This window comes from Lysobacter sp., from assembly GCA_013141175.1.
GTDB lineage: Bacteria > Pseudomonadota > Gammaproteobacteria > Xanthomonadales > Xanthomonadaceae > Lysobacter_I.
This window is the reverse complement of the sequence record JABFRN010000001.1, coordinates 810,012-830,490: the sequence shown is the minus strand read 5'-3', so window position 1 is coordinate 830,490 and position 20,479 is coordinate 810,012. Positions and strand designations below refer to the sequence as shown.

The 20,479-nt window shown below is 65.2% G+C and carries 16 protein-coding genes; 10 read left to right on the top strand and 6 right to left on the bottom strand.

Going from position 1 to position 20,479, the window contains the following annotated elements; translation table 11 throughout:
• Window position 1: 1 nt before the first annotated feature.
• On the bottom strand, window positions 2-616 hold the full coding sequence (locus HOP03_03890; protein ID NOT87306.1) for a hypothetical protein: 615 nt from the start codon (window positions 614-616) through the stop codon (window positions 2-4).
• A 302-nt stretch (window positions 617-918) separates the two neighbouring features.
• On the opposite strand from HOP03_03890, the gene HOP03_03885 reads away from it, so the two are divergent.
• The gene (locus tag HOP03_03885) at window positions 919-1,521 is read left to right on the top strand and encodes a sigma-70 family RNA polymerase sigma factor (GenBank protein ID NOT87305.1); all 603 of its coding nucleotides are present in this window, start codon (window positions 919-921) and stop codon (window positions 1,519-1,521) included.
• Between the two features lie 111 nt (window positions 1,522-1,632).
• Window positions 1,633-4,476 carry a protein kinase gene (locus HOP03_03880; protein NOT87304.1) on the top strand — a complete coding sequence of 948 codons (2,844 nt, stop codon included), beginning with the start codon at window positions 1,633-1,635 and terminating at the stop codon, window positions 4,474-4,476.
• A gap of 89 nt (window positions 4,477-4,565) precedes the next feature.
• Here the strand turns inward: HOP03_03880 and HOP03_03875 are convergent, their stop codons facing one another.
• Complete coding sequence (locus HOP03_03875) at window positions 4,566-7,745, bottom strand: sialidase (GenBank protein ID NOT87303.1); 3,180 nt, start codon at window positions 7,743-7,745, stop codon at window positions 4,566-4,568.
• 13 nt (window positions 7,746-7,758) lie between these two features.
• A complete protein-coding gene (locus HOP03_03870) occupies window positions 7,759-8,469 on the bottom strand; it encodes a hypothetical protein (GenBank protein ID NOT87302.1) in 711 nt (236 codons plus the stop codon).
• A gap of 294 nt (window positions 8,470-8,763) precedes the next feature.
• On the opposite strand from HOP03_03870, the gene HOP03_03865 reads away from it, so the two are divergent.
• From HOP03_03865 to HOP03_03855, 3 genes are all read left to right on the top strand, one after another.
• Window positions 8,764-10,233 carry a glycerol-3-phosphate acyltransferase gene (locus HOP03_03865; GenBank protein NOT87301.1) on the top strand — a complete coding sequence of 490 codons (1,470 nt, stop codon included), beginning with the start codon at window positions 8,764-8,766 and terminating at the stop codon, window positions 10,231-10,233.
• 272 nt (window positions 10,234-10,505) lie between these two features.
• Complete coding sequence (locus HOP03_03860; GenBank protein ID NOT87300.1) at window positions 10,506-11,279, top strand: hypothetical protein; 774 nt, start codon at window positions 10,506-10,508, stop codon at window positions 11,277-11,279.
• Between the two features lie 17 nt (window positions 11,280-11,296).
• A complete protein-coding gene (locus tag HOP03_03855) occupies window positions 11,297-12,289 on the top strand; it encodes a hypothetical protein (GenBank protein NOT87299.1) in 993 nt (330 codons plus the stop codon).
• 495 nt (window positions 12,290-12,784) lie between these two features.
• Here HOP03_03855 and HOP03_03850 read toward each other — a convergent pair whose 3' ends face one another.
• The 3 genes from HOP03_03850 to HOP03_03840 all read right to left on the bottom strand — a co-directional run bounded on the left by HOP03_03850 (window position 12,785) and on the right by HOP03_03840 (window position 15,466).
• A complete protein-coding gene (locus HOP03_03850; GenBank protein ID NOT87298.1) occupies window positions 12,785-13,753 on the bottom strand; it encodes a hypothetical protein in 969 nt (322 codons plus the stop codon).
• 2 nt (window positions 13,754-13,755) lie between these two features.
• Window positions 13,756-14,091, bottom strand: a complete 336-nt coding sequence (locus HOP03_03845) for a helix-turn-helix transcriptional regulator (GenBank protein NOT87297.1) — start codon at window positions 14,089-14,091, stop codon at window positions 13,756-13,758.
• A gap of 145 nt (window positions 14,092-14,236) precedes the next feature.
• Window positions 14,237-15,466, bottom strand: coding sequence for a methionine adenosyltransferase (locus tag HOP03_03840; protein ID NOT87296.1), 1,230 nt, complete (start codon window positions 15,464-15,466; stop codon window positions 14,237-14,239).
• A 204-nt stretch (window positions 15,467-15,670) separates the two neighbouring features.
• Here HOP03_03840 and HOP03_03835 point away from each other — a divergent pair, with 204 nt between their 5' ends.
• The 5 genes from HOP03_03835 to HOP03_03815 all read left to right on the top strand — a co-directional run bounded on the left by HOP03_03835 (window position 15,671) and on the right by HOP03_03815 (window position 20,469).
• Window positions 15,671-17,401 carry a GNAT family N-acetyltransferase gene (locus tag HOP03_03835; protein ID NOT87295.1) on the top strand — a complete coding sequence of 577 codons (1,731 nt, stop codon included), beginning with the start codon at window positions 15,671-15,673 and terminating at the stop codon, window positions 17,399-17,401.
• A complete protein-coding gene (locus tag HOP03_03830) occupies window positions 17,398-18,213 on the top strand; it encodes a UDP-2,3-diacylglucosamine diphosphatase (protein NOT87294.1) in 816 nt (271 codons plus the stop codon). Before HOP03_03835 ends, HOP03_03830 begins: the two co-directional genes overlap by 4 nt.
• Before the next feature lie 94 nt (window positions 18,214-18,307).
• Complete coding sequence (locus HOP03_03825; GenBank protein ID NOT87293.1) at window positions 18,308-19,027, top strand: DJ-1/PfpI family protein; 720 nt, start codon at window positions 18,308-18,310, stop codon at window positions 19,025-19,027.
• Window positions 19,028-19,121: 94 nt separating this feature from the next.
• Window positions 19,122-19,367, top strand: a complete 246-nt coding sequence (locus HOP03_03820) for a hypothetical protein (GenBank protein NOT87292.1) — start codon at window positions 19,122-19,124, stop codon at window positions 19,365-19,367.
• A gap of 37 nt (window positions 19,368-19,404) precedes the next feature.
• Window positions 19,405-20,469 (top strand): metal-dependent hydrolase, encoded by a 1,065-nt coding sequence (locus tag HOP03_03815; GenBank protein NOT87291.1) that lies wholly within the window; start codon window positions 19,405-19,407, stop codon window positions 20,467-20,469.
• Window positions 20,470-20,479 lie beyond the last annotated feature (10 nt).

Below are 20,479 nucleotides of genomic sequence, written 5' to 3'. Positions count from 1 at the left end.
GTCATGCGGCGATGCGTTCGCGCAGTCGCGCGAACGGCTGGATCAACCATTCGTACAGGCGGTGCTTTTCGAGGACGATGTCGGTCTCGACGCCGAGACCCGGCCGCAGATCGCGCTCGATGCCGCTGTCGTCGCGGACGCGCTGGCGTTCGAGCGCGACGGTGGCGCGATAGCGGCTATGCGAGCGCCCGGCCGGCGTGTCGATCGCGCCCGCTTGCGCGGGTTGCCGCGAAATGCCGACGATCCGGCCGCGATATTGGCCGTAGTGCTGATGCGGATAGGCGGGATAGCGCAACAGCACTTCGCCGCCGACGGCAATCGATGCCAACAGGTTTTCGGGGACCAGAAGTTCGACTTCGAGACCGCTGCCCGCACGGCCCGCATTGTCGGCAGTCGCGTATTGCACTGCGGCTTGCGTTTCGACCAGTCTTCCTTCGATGCGGATTTTTCGCGCGTATTCGCCGATGTAGAGAAAAGCGATGGCGACGGCGACCGCGCCGATCGCGATCCAGGTCATGGCCCAGTGCGACATGGGTTGACGGATGATGAGGCTGCCGAGCCAGCGATTGCGCTTGGCTTCGAGGACTTCCGAACGATAGAGCGGCGTCGATGCCATCAGTACGTTTCCATGGGAACGTTTCCAGAGCGGCGGCAGACGTGACCCACGCGCATGCAGTGCTGCCGGTCGGATGCGGTAATGTGACGGTGGTCGTGTTTATCGAAGATCAAATGACAGAGTGGCCTCATCGTGTGTCCACGGGTTCGATCGCATCGAGCCGTAATCCGGGGGTGGCATTGCGGTGTCCATCCGTCGGCGGGAATTTGTGCTTTACTTGAATTGGTATTCGTAACAAGAGACGAGTTGCGGACATGGACAAATCGATGGTCATGCACGATCTCGGTTGTTCCCCTGAATCGATGGACTCCGTCACGGAATTGCTGGCGGGAGCCCAGGCCGGTCGGAACGACGCGTGGGACCGTATCTATGCGGTGCTCTACGACGACCTCCATCGCATCGCGTACTCGCAGATCCGGCAACGCACGTTCGGGCGCATGTCGGCGACATCGCTGGTCAGCGAAGGCTGGCTGCGGCTGGCGAGCGCGCAGTTCAATGTCGACAACCGCAGGCATTTCATGGCGCTGGTCGCCCGCGCGATGCGTTTCGTACTGATGGACGAAGCGCGGAAAGAGCTGGCGGAAAAGCGTGGCGACGGACATCGCGCGGTCTCGCTGGACGACGGGTTCGATCCCGGGCAGGACAGCGCGCTGGCGGAGATGGTGGCTTTGGATGCCGCGCTCACACGGCTGTCGCGCCTGGACGTGCGCCTGGCGCAGTTGGTGGAGATGCGTTACTTCGGCGGCATGGACGAAGACGAGATCGCGGCGTCGCTGGGCGTGACCGAACGCACCCTGCGCCGGGATTGGCGCAGGGCACGCGCGTTCCTGCTGACGCAACTGGAGGACGCGAATTCCGGCGACTCGCCGCAGGTCGTGCCGGCTGCGCCGCGATCCGCGCCGTGATCGTCCGCGCGTGGCGATGTCCGCGATCTGCGCCGGTTCGCGAATGCGTGATGGACGGATCCGTCCGTACGCTTCCTTGACCTTCACCCAGATTGCAGCCGAACGCCGATGATGCATCAGGACGACGAGATCACCAGCAGGGCGCTGGACCTGTTCGACCAGTACGCCGATATGCCGCGCGAACGGTTGAACGGCGCGCTCGAAGCGTTGAAGCGGCAAGATGCGGCCGTGCATGCGTCGTTGGTCACGCTGCTGGATGCGGACGCGATGCCGTACACGTTCGCATCGCCGTTGCGGTGGATCGCGACCAGAAGCGAAAGCGACGCGCGCGGAGACACCACCGCGATCTGGCGCAGCGGAACGCGACTGGGCGCATGGTGCGTGGACAGCGTCATCGGCATCGGCGGCATGGGCATCGTCTACGCCGCGCACCGGGACGATGGGCTCTACGAGCAGGACATCGCGCTCAAGACCATCCGCTCCGAGCTGATCTCGCCCGCGCTGCTCGCCGCGTTCGCCCATGAGCGCAGCAATCTCGCGCGTCTCGAGCATGCGTCCATCGCATCGCTGGTCGATGCGGGGATCAGCGAGGACGGCCAGCCGTGGCTGGCGATGCAGCGGGTGACCGGCGATCCGATGGACCGGTGGTGCGATGGGCATCTGCTCGATCTGCGGACGCGCATCCTGCGACTGATCGACGCATGCGATGCGGTGCGGCATGCCCACGGGCACGGGATCCTGCATCAGGACATCAAGCCGTCGAACCTGCTGGTCACGCAGGATGGGCAAGTCAAACTCCTGGATTTCGGACTGTCGTCGCTGCTCTCGTCGGCTGCGGAGGGCGGCAGCGCGCGGATCGGCGTCAGCTGCGGTTATGCGGCCCCGGAAGTGTTTCGCGGCGGGCCGCCGAGCATCGCGATCGATGTCTACGCGCTGGGCGTCGTGCTGTATCGGCTGATCTGCGGCGAAGGGCCGATGAAACCGTCGTCGCTGCCGGCGTCGGAAGACGCGGCGCCGGAATCGCCCAGCGTGTTGGCATCCCGTTCGGATCCGCAGGTTGCGCGCTCGCGCGGCGCGCGGAATGCACAGGCGCTTGCGCGCATGCTGCGCGGCGATCTGGATGCCATCGCATTGCGTGCGGTGGCCATCGATCCGCAGGAACGCTATCTTGCGGTGGCCGAACTGCAGCGCGATCTGAGCGCATGGATCCAGCGCCAGCCGGTATCCGCGCGCGGCGGTCGTTGGCGCTACCGGGCCATCACCCATGCGCGCCGCAACGCGATTTCGATCGCCGCATTCGTGATGTGCGCGGTTGCGGTGATGCTGTCGGCGGGGGCGATGTTCGTGCAGCATCGCAGCGCGCAGGCATCGGCGGAAGCGACCGCGATGCTGAGCCGGGTGTTCGAGGAATCGCTCGGCGTGGCGACGCTGTCTTCGCTGGGCAATGCGCCGCTGAGTTCGCAGACCTTGTTGAGCGACACCGAACAGCGGATTCGCGAGCGGGTCGGCCACGACCAGCCGAAGCCGCTGGCGCTCGGCCTGATCGCGCTTGCCCGCACCCAGCTGATCAGCGGCGATTATCGGCAGGCGGCGAGGCTGGCGGACGAAGCGAAGAGGATCGGTGCCGGCGATCCGCTGCTGACGGCCCGGGCCGATGCCGCACGGGCGCAGTTGCTGAGTCTGCAGTCGCGCCATGCCGACGCGGAGCGGATCGTGCGCGCCGCGATGCAGACAGTGCCCGAACGCCGCGGTATCGAGGACGATCTGGTCAGGCTCGACCTGCAGATGCAGCTCGCGCGTGCGCGCTGGGGCAGGGGCGACACCCGTGGCGCGATCGTGGTGCTCGACGCCGCCGTGCTCTCCGCGCAAGGACTCGGTGCCGAGGGGTTGCCGGCACAGGCGGAGTTGCTGGGGCAGCGCGGTTATGCGGAAACCAAGCTCTTCGAGTTCGTGGAAGCCGAAAGGGATCTGCGTCGAGCGCTCAAGCTGATTGGCGACCGCAGTCCAATGACCGCCAACGCCGTGCGCAGGAATCTGGTTGACCTTCTGGTTCTCACCAGTCATCGCAAGCCGGCGCTGCGTCAGGCGTCCGATCTGCTCGAAAGCAACCGCACGCTGTTCGGCGAAGCGCACCCGGAAACCGGACGTGCCTGGATCGCCGTCGGCAAGTCGTGGTTCTACAACAAGAACTCCGTGCGCGCGGCTTCCGCGCTGGATCGCGCGGCGCAGATTTTCGACCGTACGCTCGGCCAGCAGCATCCGGATTTCGTCGATGCGCTGGTCATCCGTGGTGCGATCGCATACCACAGCGGCGATTACGCGCTCGCGCTGGACATCGCACGGGAGGCGGCCGATGTGCTGGAGCGCGCTTACGGCCCCAATCACGAGGAGACGCTCAAGCGGAAGACCGATCTGGCCTCGCTGCTGCTGCAGAATGGGCGGATGCTGGGCGGAGAGAGGCAGCGGGCGCTGTTCCTGGAAGCCAGGGTCCTGCTGTACGAAGTGCTGGGCACGGGCGAGCGCCAGGGCTTGCCGATCGCCTATGCCCGCGATGAATACGCCGAGACGCTGTTGTACGACCATCAAGTCGATGAGGCCGAGCGGCAAGCGCAGCGCGGGATTACGGAGATGAGCGAGCTGTTCGGCCCGGACAGCGATTATCCGGAGGCGGCCTGGACCAGCATGCTCAAGATCCGTATCGCGCAAGGCCGTTACGACGAGGCCTCTGCGATCCACTCACGCCTCCTGTGCCTGGCCCCGTCGATCGAGGAGGCGCCCCACGAACACTTCGTGATGGGCGTGTCGAAACTGGATATCGAGATCGCGCGCGGCGATGCGGTGCGGATCAGCGCTGCGTATCGTGATGTCGAGCGGGTCGCGAGAAAGTACGGTTACATGGACGAGTTGAACGCGAAGCGGACCTCCGGCATGTCGTCGCCCGCACGGCGGGGTTGAGCGCCAGGAGGCGGGTTCGCAGTTGTAAAACGAAGGGCGCCTCGCGGCGCCCTTCCCGTATCGCATTCCAATGCGCTGAACGCGGGCTTTCAGTCGCGTTCCGCCGGCATCGAATCCGGGTTTCCGGAGAAGCGCCACGCCAGCGGTGCGTGTTCGGGCAGTGCGATTTCCGGCAGGCCTTTGGCCTTGAGCGCGGCGTTGGTGTTCGCCAGATCGCCATCGCGCAGCGTCGCGAAGGACCGCTCCAGCGTGGCGAGTTCGCGGTCGAGCACGGCGCTGTAGGCGATCAGGGCGTCGGCGGGTTTGCCTTCGTAACCGATCAGGCCGCCGTACAGATTGTCCATGTGCTCGCGCAGGCGTTCTTCGCCGGTGATGGCGCCGCCTTCCTTGGTCGCGACGATCTGCTTGCGGATGCCGTCGGCGCTGTCCGAGAGCCTGGACAGCTGCGCCCGCAGCGGGTCGTTCTGCGTCAGCTTGCCGGCGATGCCGTCGGCGCCGCCGCGCACGGCCTGGATCTTCGCGACCAGATCGCTCATCCGGCCGAACATGGCGTGCACGTTCATGGTCGCGTCGTAGTTGGCCTTGCGGTCGGCGACAGAGAACGTGGCGCGGCGATCGAGGGCGACGACGATCCGGTCCTCGTACACGCGGTCGCCCTTGGTCATGCGCACGGTATAGGTGCCGGGCGGCACGCGCGGGCCTTGCAGACTGTTGCCGGCAACGGAGGCGGCCGGCGGCACCAGCGGCGGTTTGACGTTCATCGACCATGCGACGCGGTTGAGGCCGCGGCGTTTGCTGGCGGGCAGGGTGTCGATGACCTTGCCCGCGCTGTCCAGCACTTCGAGTTTCAGTGGCCCGAACAGGTGCCGGGTCTTCTGGTAGTAGGTGATGATGACGTCGTTCGATGCATTGGCGCCGGCGTAGCTGGCATCGCCTTCCGACCAGCCGCCGAACGCATTGAGGCGCTGCTGCTGCGGACGGTTCGGCAGGAACGTCGCTTCCTGCTGCATCACCTCGGCGGTGAGCGCGCGCAGCGGCGAGACGTCGTCGATGATCCAGATGCCGCGGCCGTGGGTGGCGAGCACCAGATCGTGGTCGCGCGGCTGCACGACCAGATCGCGCACCGCGACAGCGGGGAAATCGCCGCCCTTGAACTGTGCCCAGTGGCCGCCGTCGTCGAGCGAGATCCAGAGGCCGAATTCGGTGCCCGCATAGAGCAGCCCGCGCTTCACCGGGTCTTCGCGCAGCACGTGCGCATAGCCGCGCACGGTCTTGGGCTGCTGCGGCGTGACCAGCGCCTGCCAACTCGCGCCGTAGTCGGTGGTCTTGTACAGCATCGGCCCCATGTCGCCGTTGGTGTGGCGATCGAAGGCGACATAGGCGGTACCCGCGTCGAAGCGGCCTGCGTCGATATACGACACCCATGAATTCGCCGGCACCCTGGCGCCTGCGATCACGTTCTTCCACGACTTGCCGCCGTCGCGGGTCACCTGCACATTGCCGTCGTCGGTGCCGACCCAGATCACGTTGCGGTCCTTCGGCGATTCGCTGACCGCGTAGATCGTGGTGTGCATCTCGGCGGCGGAGTTGTCGACGGTGATGCCGCCGGAGAGTTCCTGCTGCTGCTTCTTCGGGTCGTTGGTGGTCAGGTCGGGAGAAATGCGGTCCCAGCCCTGGCCGTGATCACGGGTACGGAACAGGTATTGCGCGCCGATATACAGCGTGCCCTTGTCGTTGGGCGAAAGATGGATCGGCGTGTTCCAGTTCCAGCGCAGCTTTTCCCCTTCGCCGGCACGCGGCTGGATGTCGCGGGTCTCGTGGGTGCGACGGTGGACGCGACTGATGGTGCCGCCCTGGTATTCGACGTAGAGATAATCCGGATCGGTCGGATCGGCGAACATCCAGAAACCGTCGCCGCCGTACATGTTTTCCCAGCGCGAATTGGTGATGCCACCGGGATACGACGAATCGCCGACCCACGAACTGTTGTCCTGCAGGCCGCCGTAGACGCGATACGGATCGTTGTCGTCCACGCTCACGTGGTAGAACTGCGAGATCGGCAGATTGTTCGCTTTCCACCAGCGCTCGCCGCCGTCCTTGGAGAACCACAGGCCGCCATCGTCGCCGGCGATGATCTGTTTGCTGTCGTTCGGATCGATCCACAGATCGTGGAAGTCGCCGTGCGCGCCGCCACCGGCGTTCGAGAAGGTCTTGCCGCCGTCGATGCTCTGGATCAACTGCAGGTTCGGTTTGAACACGCGGTCGGCGTTGCCCGGGTCGACGACGAGGTGGGCGAAGTAGAACGGGCGCCACACCATCATCTGGCTGTCGTCGCGGCGGTCCCATGTCTTGCCGCCGTCGTCGGAGCGGAACAGCGCGCTCTTCAGGTTTTCGACCATCGCGTACACGACGTTCGAATTCGACGGCGCCACCGCGACCGCGATGCGGCCGTAGGGTTTCGCCGGCAGGCCGCCACCGGCGACTTCCTGCCAGGTCCTGCCGCCGTCGGTGGAGCGGTGCAGGCCGCTGCCGGACGGCGATCCGGGGCCTTCGCCGCCGGAGCGGAAGGTCCAGCCCTTGCGCCGGAAATCCCACAGCGAGGCGAACATCACATCGGGGTTTTTCGCATCGACGCTCATGCCGCCGCAGCCGGTGGAGGCGTTGCCGCCCTTGAGCACCTGCGTCCAGGTCTTGCCGCCGTCGGTGGTGCGGTAGACGCCAGGGTCGGTGGAGTCGCTCCAGAGTTTGCCGGTGACGCAGGCGAGCGCGGTCTCGCCGTTGCGGGGATCCACCGCAAGACCGACGATGCGCTCGGCGTTGGGCAGGCCGGCGTGCGTCCAGCTTTCGCCGCCGTCGGTGGAACGGTAGACGCCATCGCCGATCGACACCGAGTTGCGCGTCCACGCTTCGCCGGTGCCCACCCAGACGTGATCGGGGTTGCCGGGATTCAGCGCGATCGCGCCGATCGACTGCACCGGCTGTTTGTCGAACTTCGGCCGGAACGTGGTGCCGCCATCGGTGGACTTCCACACGCCACCGCTGGCCGCGCCGACATACAGCGTGAGCGCGCCGTCCTTGCGGCGCGCGGCGGCGAGCGCGGAGATCCGGCCGCTCATCGTGGCCGAGCCGATGTTGCGGATACCGAGGCCCGAAATCGACCCCTGGTCGGGTTGCGCGATGCGCTCCTGCGCGTGCAGGCGGATGGCTGGCAGGCCGACGACGAGCGTCGCGCCGATCGCCAGGGTCAGGACTTTGATCGAAACGTGCATGACCGGCTCCGGCTCAGGGCTTGGGGGTGGGGAAGGCGAAGATCGATGCATCGATGGGCGTGTTCACTTCGATCGACTCGATGTGGTTCTGGCCCTGCTCGAACGGGAAATACACGCCGTTGACCAAGGCGTATTCGCCGAGATCGGTGGTGTTGACCTGCTCCTGCCCGCGGATGAACTGATGGTCTTCGATGCGGATTTCGAGGAAATGATCGGGATCGATGAACGACACCCGGCTGTCGCCGTTCTTGAACGTGATGCGCAGTTTGTGGGCGTCGGTGCCGTCGATGTCTTCGGTGCCGAGATACTCGATCCTGCTGCCCTTGGCTTTCCAATCCAGCAGCGGGCCGCCGATGTCGGCCGCAAGGATCAGGCCCTTCGCATCGTCGTTGCTGGTCTTCTGCGGATCGCGCCGGCCCTGGAACGGCTGGATCGCCCACGCCTGCTTGCCGTCCCAGGCATTGATCGCGGTCAGGCCCTGCAGCGAGAATTCGAAGCGGATCTTGTCGGGCGCGATGGCGAAGGATTCGGTCCTGGCCTCGATGCCGCCACCGAGCCGCAGCCTGCCGACGGTGTGCAGGCTGGCGATCGCGCGCAGCTTGTCGGCGCCGCCGCTCGCTTCGAGGGTCCTGGCGACCAGCGCGTCGGCGGTCATGGCATCGGCCGCAGACGCGGACAGGGACAGGCCGGCAAGCCCGGCCATCAATACGAGACGAACGTACATGGAGAGGCTCCTGCGCCGGATGGTGGGCAGCCTGCACGGTAGTCCTTCGCGTGCGCAGTGCTCAGGGCCGGAAGTCATGCCGCGAACGCCATGCTGCGTTGCGGAAGAATCGGGAGGCGGAATTCGGAAAGAAACTTCCGGAAGAAACTTCGGCAAGAAACTTCGGCACGACAAGAAAGGGATCGTCGCGGTATCGAAAATAATGCTTCCGGATTTCACCCCGGCCGGTCACTATCCAGCAGCGGCGCGACCACGCCCGGGGCGATATCTTGGGGGCGCGATGCTGGGGGCGATATGACGAGTGCTGTCGAAATTCCCGTTTGGCTTTTGCTGCTGCTGATCGCGGCGAGCGGTTATGCGGTGCTGAACAGCGTTTTCCTGCCCGGTGTCCGCTGGTTCGTCCGGCGGCGATTGAATCGCGCCATCGAGCGGATCAACAGCAGTCTGCGGATCCAGATCCGCCCGTTCCAGCGCACCCGGCGGCAGGTGCTGATCGACCGCTTGAGCTACGACACGCAGGTGATCGCGGAGATCGAAAAACTGGCCACCGACAGCGATGCGCCCAGGCGCGCGCTGCAGAAGAAAGTGCGCACCTATGCCCGCGAAATCGTGCCCTCGTTCAACGCCTACATGTACTACCGCCTCGGTTACTGGCTGGCGCGGCAGATCTCGCGCTTCATCTACCGGGTGAAGGTCGGCGCGGCCGATATCGACAAGCTCCGCCAGATCGATCCGCAGTCCACCGTGGTGTTCGTGATGAACCACCGCAGCAACATGGACTATCTGCTGGTCACCTACCTGGCCGCCAACCAGGCCACGCTGTCCTACGCGGTCGGCGAATGGGCACGGGTGCTGCCGCTGAACCTGGTGGTCAAGGGCCTGGGCGGCTATTTCGTGCGCCGCGAATCCAACAACCCGCTGTATCGCAAGGTGCTGGAACGCTACATCCACATGTCCACGCACGAAGGCGTCTGCCAGGCGGTGTATCTGGAAGGCGGCCTGAGCCGCGACGGCAATTTCGGCCGGCCGAAGCTCGGTTTCCTCGATTACATGCTGCGTTCTTTCGATGCGGAGACCGACCGCGACATCGTCTTCATCCCGATCGGCATCAACTACGACCACGTGCTCGAAGATCTGAACATGCTGGCCTGGACCGACCCGCACAGCAAACGCAAAGGGATTGCGTTCCATATCCGCAACGTCGCGCGGTTCCTGCGCTTCAATCTGTTCGTCGGCGGCGACGCGCGCTTCCGGCGCAACGGCTACGCCAGCGTGAACTTCGGCATTCCCGTGTCCGCGAAGGCATTTTCATCAGCGAAGGACATCCAGTTCAAACGCCTGTCGAAGGAGCAGCGCTTCGAGCAGGTCGCAGCGCTCGCCGATACGTTGATGGACGGGATCCGCCACGTCATCCCGATCTTGCCGGTGCCGTTGATCTCGACGGTTTTCGTGCGCAACCCGCAGACCGGTTTGCGTTCCATCGATGTGATCGTCGAAGTCGACCGCCTGATCGACGAACTGATCCACGGCGGCGCGCCCATGCGCGAAGAAGAGAAACCGCGCAATTCGACCTTGCTGCAGAGTCTGCAGCTGCTGCAGCGGCGCGGCGTTCTGGTCGAGGACGATGACCGGTATTTCGCGGGGCCGGAATCCTTGGCGCTGTTGAATTACTACGCCAATTCCATCGCGCATTGGTTGCTGGTGGAAAGCGGCGATGGTGATGAGGATCCGGGGGTGGCGATGCGTGTTTCGAGCGCTGGCTAGAGCGTTTTCGATTCGCGCCGCAATATCACCCCCTCCCTCCCTTTCGCGTAGAGAAGGGGGGGGTTGGGGAGGGGCGCTCGCAGCAATATCCACGCAGAAGCACCCCTCCCGACCTCTCCCTGCGCTATGCGCAAGGGGAGGAGAAAAACGGCGCAACCTACCCGACAGCGCAAATCGCAGGGCTGCGGTGAGCGCAGCGAACCCCACGCTACGAGCCAACGGGCGCCGGTCTCTTGGGATGAGCCGCTTGGGCGCATGTTTGGCCGAAACCGTTGCAACAGCTCGTTGTCAGTCATGCGACAGGAATGTCTGTTGCATTACGCGACCAACAGGAGACTGCAATGACGCACCTTCTCGTCTTTACCTTGCTGTTGATACTGTTTCCAGCATCATTCGCCTGCGCCCAGGACGCAAGGCCCGATTACCTCAAGGCATATGAACGCGGCGGTTTTCCCACCATCGACGACCCGGTGCAGTTCAGCGACCCGCATGCGTTCCCGCCGCAGCTCAAGGGCTTGGCCGTGGACAAGGATGCCAAGGTCGAATTCCGGGCGTTGGGAGGCGCCGACATCGAAAAGCGCATGGTGGCCGCAACTTCGCTTGCATTCAGCGATCCGCGTGTGAAAGCGGTCGCCGGTCAGCGCAACGCGGCGCTTGGCGGCGGAACCATCGACCCTGGAAAAGGCGCGCTCAAGGCGAACGAAGGCAACATCGCCGTGGACTTCTACAACTACGATCAAAACCGCGCCTACCGCGCCATTCTGCTCGACGACCGGGTCGTTTCCGTGCAGCCATGGCCAAAGGGTCATCAGCCGAAGGAAACGCGCGCGGAAGTGCAGGCGGCGGCGGATATCGTCGCCAAGAATCCAGCGCATGCGCGTGCGGTCGCGGGCCTCACCGCTCGCGGTCTGCGGGCGCCGAGCGAACGCGGCGACCGGCTGCTCTACCTGTTGTTCTACAAGGGCAAGGAGCGTCCAGCGCTCTACGAAGCGACCGTCAACATGAGCAAGGGCCGGGTCGTTCGCGCCAAGCCTCTCCGCCATTGATTTGCCAGGAGACCAAAATGAAATTCATGCCTGCACTGATGCTCGCTTTGATGCTCGCTTTGATGCTTGCGCCGATCACGGCGCTCGCGGACGACCCGCCGCATATCCCTCTGCCCAAGACCGGCTCGATCATCTGGGGCAACTGGACCTTCGACTACGGCGTCGGCGACGCCAACAAGGAAGGGCTGGTCATCAAGAACGTCCGCTGGAAAGGCACGCTGGTGCTGTATCGCGCCAGCTTGTCGGTCATTCGCGTGAAATATCGTGGTGATGGCGACAGTCTGGGCGATGGCTGCGGCCCGTGGATGGATCAGATCGATTGGGACTCGCTGTCGGTGGTTCAGGGACAGCAGACGGCGGTGACCGGCCGCCAGTTCAGTTCGAACACCTTCGAGATCGCGGTGTTCGCCGAGATCGGCGGCTACGACCTTTACCAGGCCTACTATTTCAAGAACACCGGCAGACTCGAGCCTCGCTTGTACAGCAGCGGATGGTCTTGCGGCGAGGACGGCAATGAACTCGATCACAAACATCATCCTTATTGGCGTCTGGATTTCGACGTCGAAGGCGCCCAGAACGAAGTCTGGCGCATCAAGACCAAGAACAGCGGCGCAGTGCAGTTCTTCAAATACCCGAGGGAGTGGAATTCGTGGAAGGAATCGGACGATCAGAAAATAGAATGGACCATCGGCAAGCCCGGCTCCGACAAACATGTGCGTTTCCGTTATCCGGGCAACGGCGCGCGCGATGCGAGCAGCGGAGGGCCTTGGTACAACTTCAGTTACAAGGACATGGGCGTTCGTCTTTACCACGATGCGGAGAACAATGGCTGGAACTTCGATTGGGACCAGCATCTGGGTTATCGCTGGCCGATCGAAGAACCATTCGCGGCCAACGGCAGCGACATCGTGTTCTGGTCGGTGGGTCACCTTTATCATGAGTGGACGCAATCGGACGAGAACAACCCGCACTGGCATGCCACGGGGCCGATTATCGAGCCCAGCTGGTAATCCACGTACGGGCGAGCGCCTGCATTTCGCCGAAGTGGCGTGCAGAGTTGTATCGGGTAGCAAGTAGGGTGGGCCCCTGGCCCACCGAAACGAGAATCCACGCACCAGCGCCATCCGTACGATGATCGTGTAAATGGGACTACACCTCGCGTTGCTTCGTTCGATACCGACACGATGTTCTTGCCGCGAACGGTGGGCCAGGGGCCCACCCTACGGGTCTACAGCGTTGGTGGGATTTTCCTTCTCCCCGCACAGCGGGGAGAAGGTGGCGCGCAGCGCCGGATGAGGGGCGAACGCAGCCGCAATGCGTCACGAAGAGCGCCCCTCACCCCACCCTCTCCCCGTGCTTCGCACGGGGAGAGGGAACAGTTTTGAGCTTGCTGTGCGACATGGGATCTGCAGCAGAAAGACAGCGCCAGCGTATGCGCTTCTATGCCGGCATGATGACCAGAAGCAACATCCAAAAAACGAAGGGCGCCATCGGCGCCCTTCATCTCATGACTGTGCATGAACCCCTCGGTCCGGCTTCGGCCTCACCCGCCGGAACGCTTGAATCCCGAAGTTGATCAAGGTGATCGCAACAATCGCGACCATCACGAACTTGACCGTGCTGTCGCTGCTGTCGGCCATGAACACCGGGCCGTCGAGGACGGTCCACAGCATCACGCTGCAGGTGATGAGGCTCAACGCGGTTTCCATGCGACGCATGTTGACCGACCATCGTCCGCCGAGTATCGCGGCGGTCAACATCGGAATGTTGAGCAGCAGCAGTGCCAGCAGGATCGGGGCCTGACGGTGGCGGAAGGGTTCGGCATAGGTCAGCGCGGTGTAGGCCTCCTGTGCGGCGCGGCCTTGCCAGACGACATCCAGCAGCCAACGTGGCTCGATCAGCACGAACACGCCGCACAGGATGCCGACGATGCCCGCTGCCATCGCGATGCGATTCGCATGCGTGCGTTTACCCGTGCGCGGTGTCCACACGGCAGCGTGCGGACGTCTGCGGCGCGACCTCGCGGCCATCGCGAATCCGACGACCAGCAGGCCGGGCCACCACAGCGAAGGGATGACGACGCCCAACCACCATTGGCTCAATGGCGTCAGGATGTCCCATCCCGAGTTGATGGGCTGCTGCACGACTTCCAGCAGCCCCGCGCACCAGATCACCGCCAGACCGATGAGCGTGATGCGGCGGAACGCATGCCCGTCGGCGGGATCGATGATGGTCAGGATGGGGCGATAGCGCGCGGCGACCTCGTTGGGATGGCCGAACGCCTGCAGCAGCGCCATCGTCATCGCCGCATCGACAGGGCGCCCGGCGGCATCGGCCTTGGCCTGCAGTTCCTCGTGCAGCAGCGCGCGCAGTTCGAACGCGACATCATCGCGCTGCGCGCGCGGCAGCTTCAGGCCGACATCGGAGACATAGTTTTCGATCAATTCGTTGAGATTCGTGTCGTTCGCATGCATGGTCAGTCCTCTTTCAACAGTCGATCCATGGCGGCGTTCATGCCTTGCCATGACCCGGTGAGCTTGTCGAGCAACGTGCGGCCGTCCGCGTTCAGCGCGTAGTAGCGGCGGGGCGGGCCGTCCTCGATCTTCCATTCGCTGGCGAGCACGCCCTGGGCTTCGAGACGACGCAGTAGGGGATACAGCGTGCCTTCCTCGATCGGCATGCCTTTCTCCACCAGCGCCTGCCGAAGTTCGTAGCCGTAGCGCGGCGTGCGCAGTTGCGAGAGCGTGGCCAGCACCAGCACCCCGCGACGCAGCTCCAGCTCGAGTTTTGCGAAAGCGTCTTGGTCAGCCATGCGGCGCACGGTACTGTGCGCCACACAGTCTGTCAATCCCGGTCTTGGATGTGCTGTCCTTGACGTTGCCTGCGCATTTCCCGAAACGACGAAAGGCGCCTTTCGGCGCCCTTCGTGTGACTGCTATCGCGATGTCCTGCGAGGCTTACTTCAGACCCGCAGCCTTGCGCAGATCGTCGGCCTTGTCGGTCTTTTCCCACGAGAACGCGGTGGCGGTGTGCTGCTTGCCGGCGCCATCGGTGTAGGTGACTTCCTTCGGCTTGCGGCCGAAGTGGCCGTAGGCGGCGGTGGCCTGGTAGACCGGGTGGATCAGGTCGAGCATTTTCACGATGCCGTACGGACGCAGGTCGAAGTGCGCGCGGATCAGCTTTTCGATCTTGTCGTCGGGCAGCTTGCCGGTGCCGAAGGTGGTGACCGAGATGCTGGTGGGTTCAGCCACGCCGATCGCGTAGCTGACCTGCACTTCGCAGCGGTCGGCCAGGCCGGCGGCAACGATGTTCTTGGCGACGTAACGCGCGGCGTACGCGGCCGAGCGGTCGACCTTCGACGGGTCCTTGCCGGAGAACGCACCGCCGCCGTGACGGGCCATGCCGCCGTAGGTGTCGACGATGATCTTGCGGCCGGTCAGGCCGCAGTCGCCCACCGGTCCGCCGATCACGAAGATGCCGGTCGGGTTGATGTGCACCTTGTTCTTCGGCAGCGATTCCAGCCACTTCTTCGGCAGGACCGGCTTGAGGATGGTCTCGTACACGCCTTCGACCAGATCCTTGTGCTTGATGCCCGGGTCGTGCTGCGTGGACAGCACCACGGCGTCGAGACCGATGACCTGATGCTGGTTGTCGTAGCGCAGCGTGACCTGCGACTTGGCGTCGGGGCGCAGCCACTTCAGCTTGCCGTTCTTGCGGACCTTGGCCTGCTGCTCGACCAGGCGGTGCGAGTAGTAGATCGGCGCCGGCATGTATTCCGGGGCTTCGTTGCAGGCGTAGCCGAACATCAGGCCCTGATCGCCCGCGCCCTGTTCTTCGGGCTTCTTGGCTTTCTTGCTGGTGCCGTCGACGCCCGCGGCGATGTCCGGCGACTGCTTGCCGAGCATGTTGATGATGGCGCAGGTGTGGCCGTCGAAGCCGACGTCGGAATTGTTGTAGCCGATGTCGTTGATGACCTTGCGGGCCAGCGATTCGATGTCCACCCAGGCGCTGGTGGTGACTTCGCCGGCGACGATGGCCGCACCGGTCTTCACCATGGTTTCGCAGGCGACGCGCGCGCGCTTGTCCTGGGCCAGGATGGCGTCGAGCACGGCGTCGGAAATCTGGTCCGCCATCTTGTCCGGATGGCCTTCGGACACGGACTCGGAGGTGAAGAGGTAGCTGGACATCGACAGGGCTTCCTTAAGAGTGAAATGGATTCATCCCTTGATCGGGATGAAAAGATGGGTGCGCATGATACACCCGGTGGCGGGCCGTTGCATGCGCGTCGGCCGGGGCGGGAAGTGTCACGCAATCGCCGCAACGGCGCCATCGCAGTGTCGCGGATCGTGGGCAGGCTGGCGGCCAATTCCGGCCGACACGATGCCTCGCCCATGCGCCCGCTAGAACAACAGCTTGAACGACGCTACCCGCAATGGTTCTCCGGCCGTCGTGCCGGCCTGACCCGGCCGCTGCTGCGGACCCTGGGCCGCTGGTCGAGATTCGACGAGATCGGCGAGTTCCTGGAACGCAACGGCAGCACTCGGGACTTCGCGTTCGTCACCGCCGCGCTGGGCTTCCTGCAGGCCGGCTACCGGGTCGATCCGCAGGCGCTGGCCTCGATCCCGGCCTCCGGGCGGCTGCTGATCGTCGCCAACCACCCCTCGGGCGCGCTGGATGCGCTGGCCCTGCTGGATGCCGTCGGCCGGGTGCGGCGCGACGTGAGGATCGTCGCCAACGATGTGCTGTCGATGCTCGAACCGTTGTCGGGCCTGCTGCTGCCGGTGCGGGTGTTCGGTGGCCGCGCCAGCGCCGAAAGCCTGCGCGCGATCGATCAGGCCTTGGCGGCCGAGCAATGCGTGATCGTGTTTCCGGCGGGCGAAGTCTCCCGGTTGGGGCTGCGCGGCGTGCGCGACAGCCGCTGGCGTCAGGGCTTCGTGCGCTTCGCGCGCCATTCCGGCGCACCGGTGCAGCCGGTGCGGATCGTCGCCCGCAACTCGGCGTTGTTCTACGGTGCGTCGGCGCTGTACAAGCCGGCGGCGACCGCGCTGCTGGCGCGGGAAATGTTCGCGCGCCAGCAGCGCCGCGTCGAGCTGCATATCGGCCCGCTGCTGCAGCTCGATCCGGAGCGCGAGAACGCGCAATTGCTGCAGGAAGTCCGACGCGCGCTGTACGCGCTGGGCCGCCGCCGCGAGATGCCGGCCGTCCCGGAGCCGCTGCCGGCGCCGATCGCGCCCGCCGTGCTGGCGGAGGCGGTCGCGGCGACCGAACTGCTCGGTCGCACCGGCGATGGCAAGGAAATCCGGCTGGCCAGACCGGCGCACGGTGTGGAACTCGCACGCGACCCGTTGATGCGCGAACTCGGCCGGCTGCGCGAGTTGACCTTCCGCCAAGTGGGCGAGGGCACCGGCCGTGCCCGCGATCTCGATGCGTGGGACGCACACTACGACCATATCCTGGTGTGGGATGCGCAGGCAGCGAAGATCGCCGGCGCCTATCGCGTCGCCCGCGGTGCGCGGGTGCTCGCGCGCCAGGGCTTGTCCGGGCTCTATACCGCTTCGCTGTTCCGCTACGCCGACGAAGCGCTGCCGCGCATCGCGCAGGGCATGGAACTGGGCCGCAGCTTCGTGGTGCCCGAGTACTGGGGCAGCCGCAGCCTGGATTATCTGTGGCAGGGCATCGGCGCGTATCTGCGCCGCTATCCGCAGGTGCGCTATCTGTTCGGCGCGGTGTCGATCAGCGCGGCGCTGCCGCTGCCTGCGCGCGAGCAGTTGGTGGCTTACTACTCGCATTTCTACGGCACTGGCGCGACCGCCGGCGACAACGCGCTTGCGGCCTCGCTGCGACCGTTCCGCTATTTCGCGGCGCCACCGAGCTTCGGCGATATGGATGCGGACACCGCGTACGGCGTGCTCAAGGGCAACCTTTCCGCGCACGGCGCATCGGTGCCGGTGCTGTACAAGCAGTACACCGAACTGTGCGAGCCCGGCGGTGCGCGCTTCCTCGCTTTCGGCGTGGACCCCGCGTTCAGCGACAGCATCGATGGTTTGATCGAGGTCGATCTGCAGACGGTGCTGCCGAAGAAGCGTCAACGCTATCTGCAATCGCGCGAGGCCGTTGCGTGACCATCGCCGCCGGCCGACGGCGCGCGGTGTTCCTGTCCGATCTGCATCTGGGCACCAAACACTGCCACGCCGCCGAGCTGGCGGACTTCCTCGCCGGGCTGGAGTGCGAGCGGCTGTATCTGGTCGGCGATATCGTCGATCTGTGGTGGATGACCTCACGCCGCGCGCGCTGGGGTGCGGCCGAAAACCGGGTGATCGAGCGGCTGCATGCGCTGCGCCGCGCCGGCACGGAGATCGTCTACATTCCGGGCAATCATGACCGGCCGTTGCGGCATCTGTGCGGCCTGTCGATGCCGGCCATGCGCGTGCGGCGTCGCGCGATCCACGTCACTGCCGATGGTCGTCGCCTGCTGGTGGTGCACGGCGACGACTACGATGCGGTCACCCATTTCGGCAATCTGCAGGAAAAATTCGGCGACTGGCTCTATTACCGCATCCTCACCGGCAATCAGTGGTTCAACTGGCTGCGCCGTCGCGTCGGTCTGCGCTACTGGTCGCTGTCGGAATTCCTCAAGCGCCAGAGCGGAGCGGCCGAGCGCTACATCGCGCGTTTCGTCGAGGCCGGTTTCCGCGACGCGCGTCGTCGTGGCCTGGATGGCATCGTCTGCGGCCATATCCACCGCGCGGCGCTGTTCGAGCGCGATGGCATGATCTATGCCAACGACGGCGACTGGGTCGAAAGCCTCACCGTGTTCGTCGAAGATCATGATGGTCGTCTGCGGCTGCTTTCGCATCGGGGCGAAACGCTGGCCGAGATTCGGCCGCAGCGGGAAGTCGCGCGGCCGGAAGCGCCCGCCTTGCAGGCCGCCTGAAACGCGATCTGGAGTTGCACGGTCGGCGATATCGGAAAGCGTGTTAAAACGGTGGCCAGCGCGGTTTCGCCGCGCATGGATCAGGAGCGCAAGGATGTCGTCTTCCACCATCACCGTCGGTTTTCCGCTGTATCCCGGCTGCACGCTGCTGGATTTCGCGGGCGCGACCCAGGTCTTCGCCTACACCCCGGGATTCGAGGTGGTCTGGATCGCCGCGACCCGCGACCCGGTCCCGACCACCGAAAGCGTTTCGGTCATGCCCGGCGCGACCTTCGACGACCATCCGCCGCTGTCGATCCTGTTCATGCCCGGCGGCGGCAGCGATGGCGTCGGCGCCGCGATGCTGGACCCGGCTTTCCAGGGCTGGCTGAAACAGACCGCAGCGCAGGCCGAATGGGTCGGCTCGGTCTGCACCGGCGCATTCATCCTGGCGGCGGCCGGTCTGTTCGACGGTTGCCAGGCGACCACCTACTGGAGCGCGCGGTCGGTGCTGGAACTGTTTCCGAAGGTCGAGCTGGTGCCCGGCTACCCGCGCTGGCATCTGGACGAAGAGAGGAAACGTTTCAGCGGCGGCGGCATTTCCTCGTCGATCGATCTGGCGCTGAAGTTGGTGGAGACCATCGCCGGCCGCGATGCGGCGCAGACGAGTCAACTGTTCGTGCAGTACGCGCCGTCGCCGCCGGTGCATGCGGGCGACCCGACCGAAGCCTCGCCGGAATTGGTGATCAGCGTGACCCAATCGCAGGCGTCGTTCACGGCAGGGTTGATCGCAGCGACCAGACAGGTGCTGGCATGCGAGGGAAGTGCGGCCTGATGGCCTGCCGGTCCGCCTCGACGCGTTTCCTCCTTGACCACAGCGCGGCAGCGCCCAATGATCCGGGGCTGCGGGGGCAAGGCATGCTCCCATCATGGATCAATACGAGATGACCGAAGAGATTTCGTTCGAGCGCGATATCGCCCCTTTGTTCAAGCTGTACCGCGCCGGGATGCTCTGGCGGTTCGACATGACCAAGTACGAGGATGTGAAGGAACATGCGCGGCCGATCCTGGCGCGGATCCGCAACGGCAACATGCCGCCGCCGCCGTATCCGTCGCTGACCGAAGAGGAGGTCGCGCGGTTCACCGGGTGGATCCAGCAGGGCTTTCCGCCGTAACGCGCGCCGGCCCCGCACGGCGCACTAGAATCCGCAGATGGATTCCATCACCCACCTGTTCTACGGCGGCGTCATCGCCGCCGCGATCGCGCCCCGCGAACACCGGCGCGCGGCGCTGCTGGCCGGCATGGCGATCAACACGCTGCCGGATCTCGACGTCATCCCGCTGGCGCTGTTCGGCGATCCGGTCGCGCAGATGACCTGCCATCGCGGCGCGACGCACTCGCTGCTGCTGTTGCCGTTCGTGGCCTGGGCGCTGTGGGCGTGGTTCCGTCGACGCGGCGGACGCGTGGCGCAGGCGCCGCGACGCTGGTTCTGGGTGTTCATGCTGACGCTGTTGGCGCACCCGCTGATCGACGCCTTCACCGTGTACGGCACGCAGTTGCTGTGGCCGTTGCCGCTGGCGCCGACGATGTGGTCGAGCCTGTTCATCATCGACCCGTTGTTCCTGCTGGTGTGGGTGTCCGCATTCGCGGTGGCGGTGTGGGTGCCCATGCGTCGCGCCGCCGATCGCGCGCTGCTCGCGGGGCTGGTGCTGGGCTTCGGTTACCTCGGCTGGTCGCTGATCGCGAAAGCGATGGTCGAACGCGAAGCGACGCGCGCGCTGACCGCGATGGGCTTGCAGGACGCGCCGCGCTTCAGCGTGCCGATGCCGTTCAACACGCTGCTGTGGCGCGTGGTGGCGATGACGCCGGACGGCTATCTCGAAGGCGAGCGCTCGCTCGTCGCCGATCGCGGCCCGATGCGTTTTCGCGCCCATGCCGACGACCGCGCCGCACGCGCAGCGATGGCCGATATTCCCGCCGCCGCGCGGTTGCTGTGGTTCAACCATCATTTCGCCAAGGCCGAAGTACACGACGGACGCCTGGTGCTCACCGATCTGCGCATGGGTGCGGATCCGGACTACACGTTCCGGTTCGTGGTTGCCGAGCGTGTCGACGCGTCCGTGAACACGGCGCAGGGACCGAAGCCTGCGAGCCATTGGCGTGCGATCCGCCCGGAACAATTGAAGTGGCCGTGGGATGCCGTCGGTCGCCTGCCCGCGTTGTGGTCGCGGATCTGGAACGGGCCGACCACGCTTGCCGGAGAAAGCGGCGGTTGATGTATCGGTG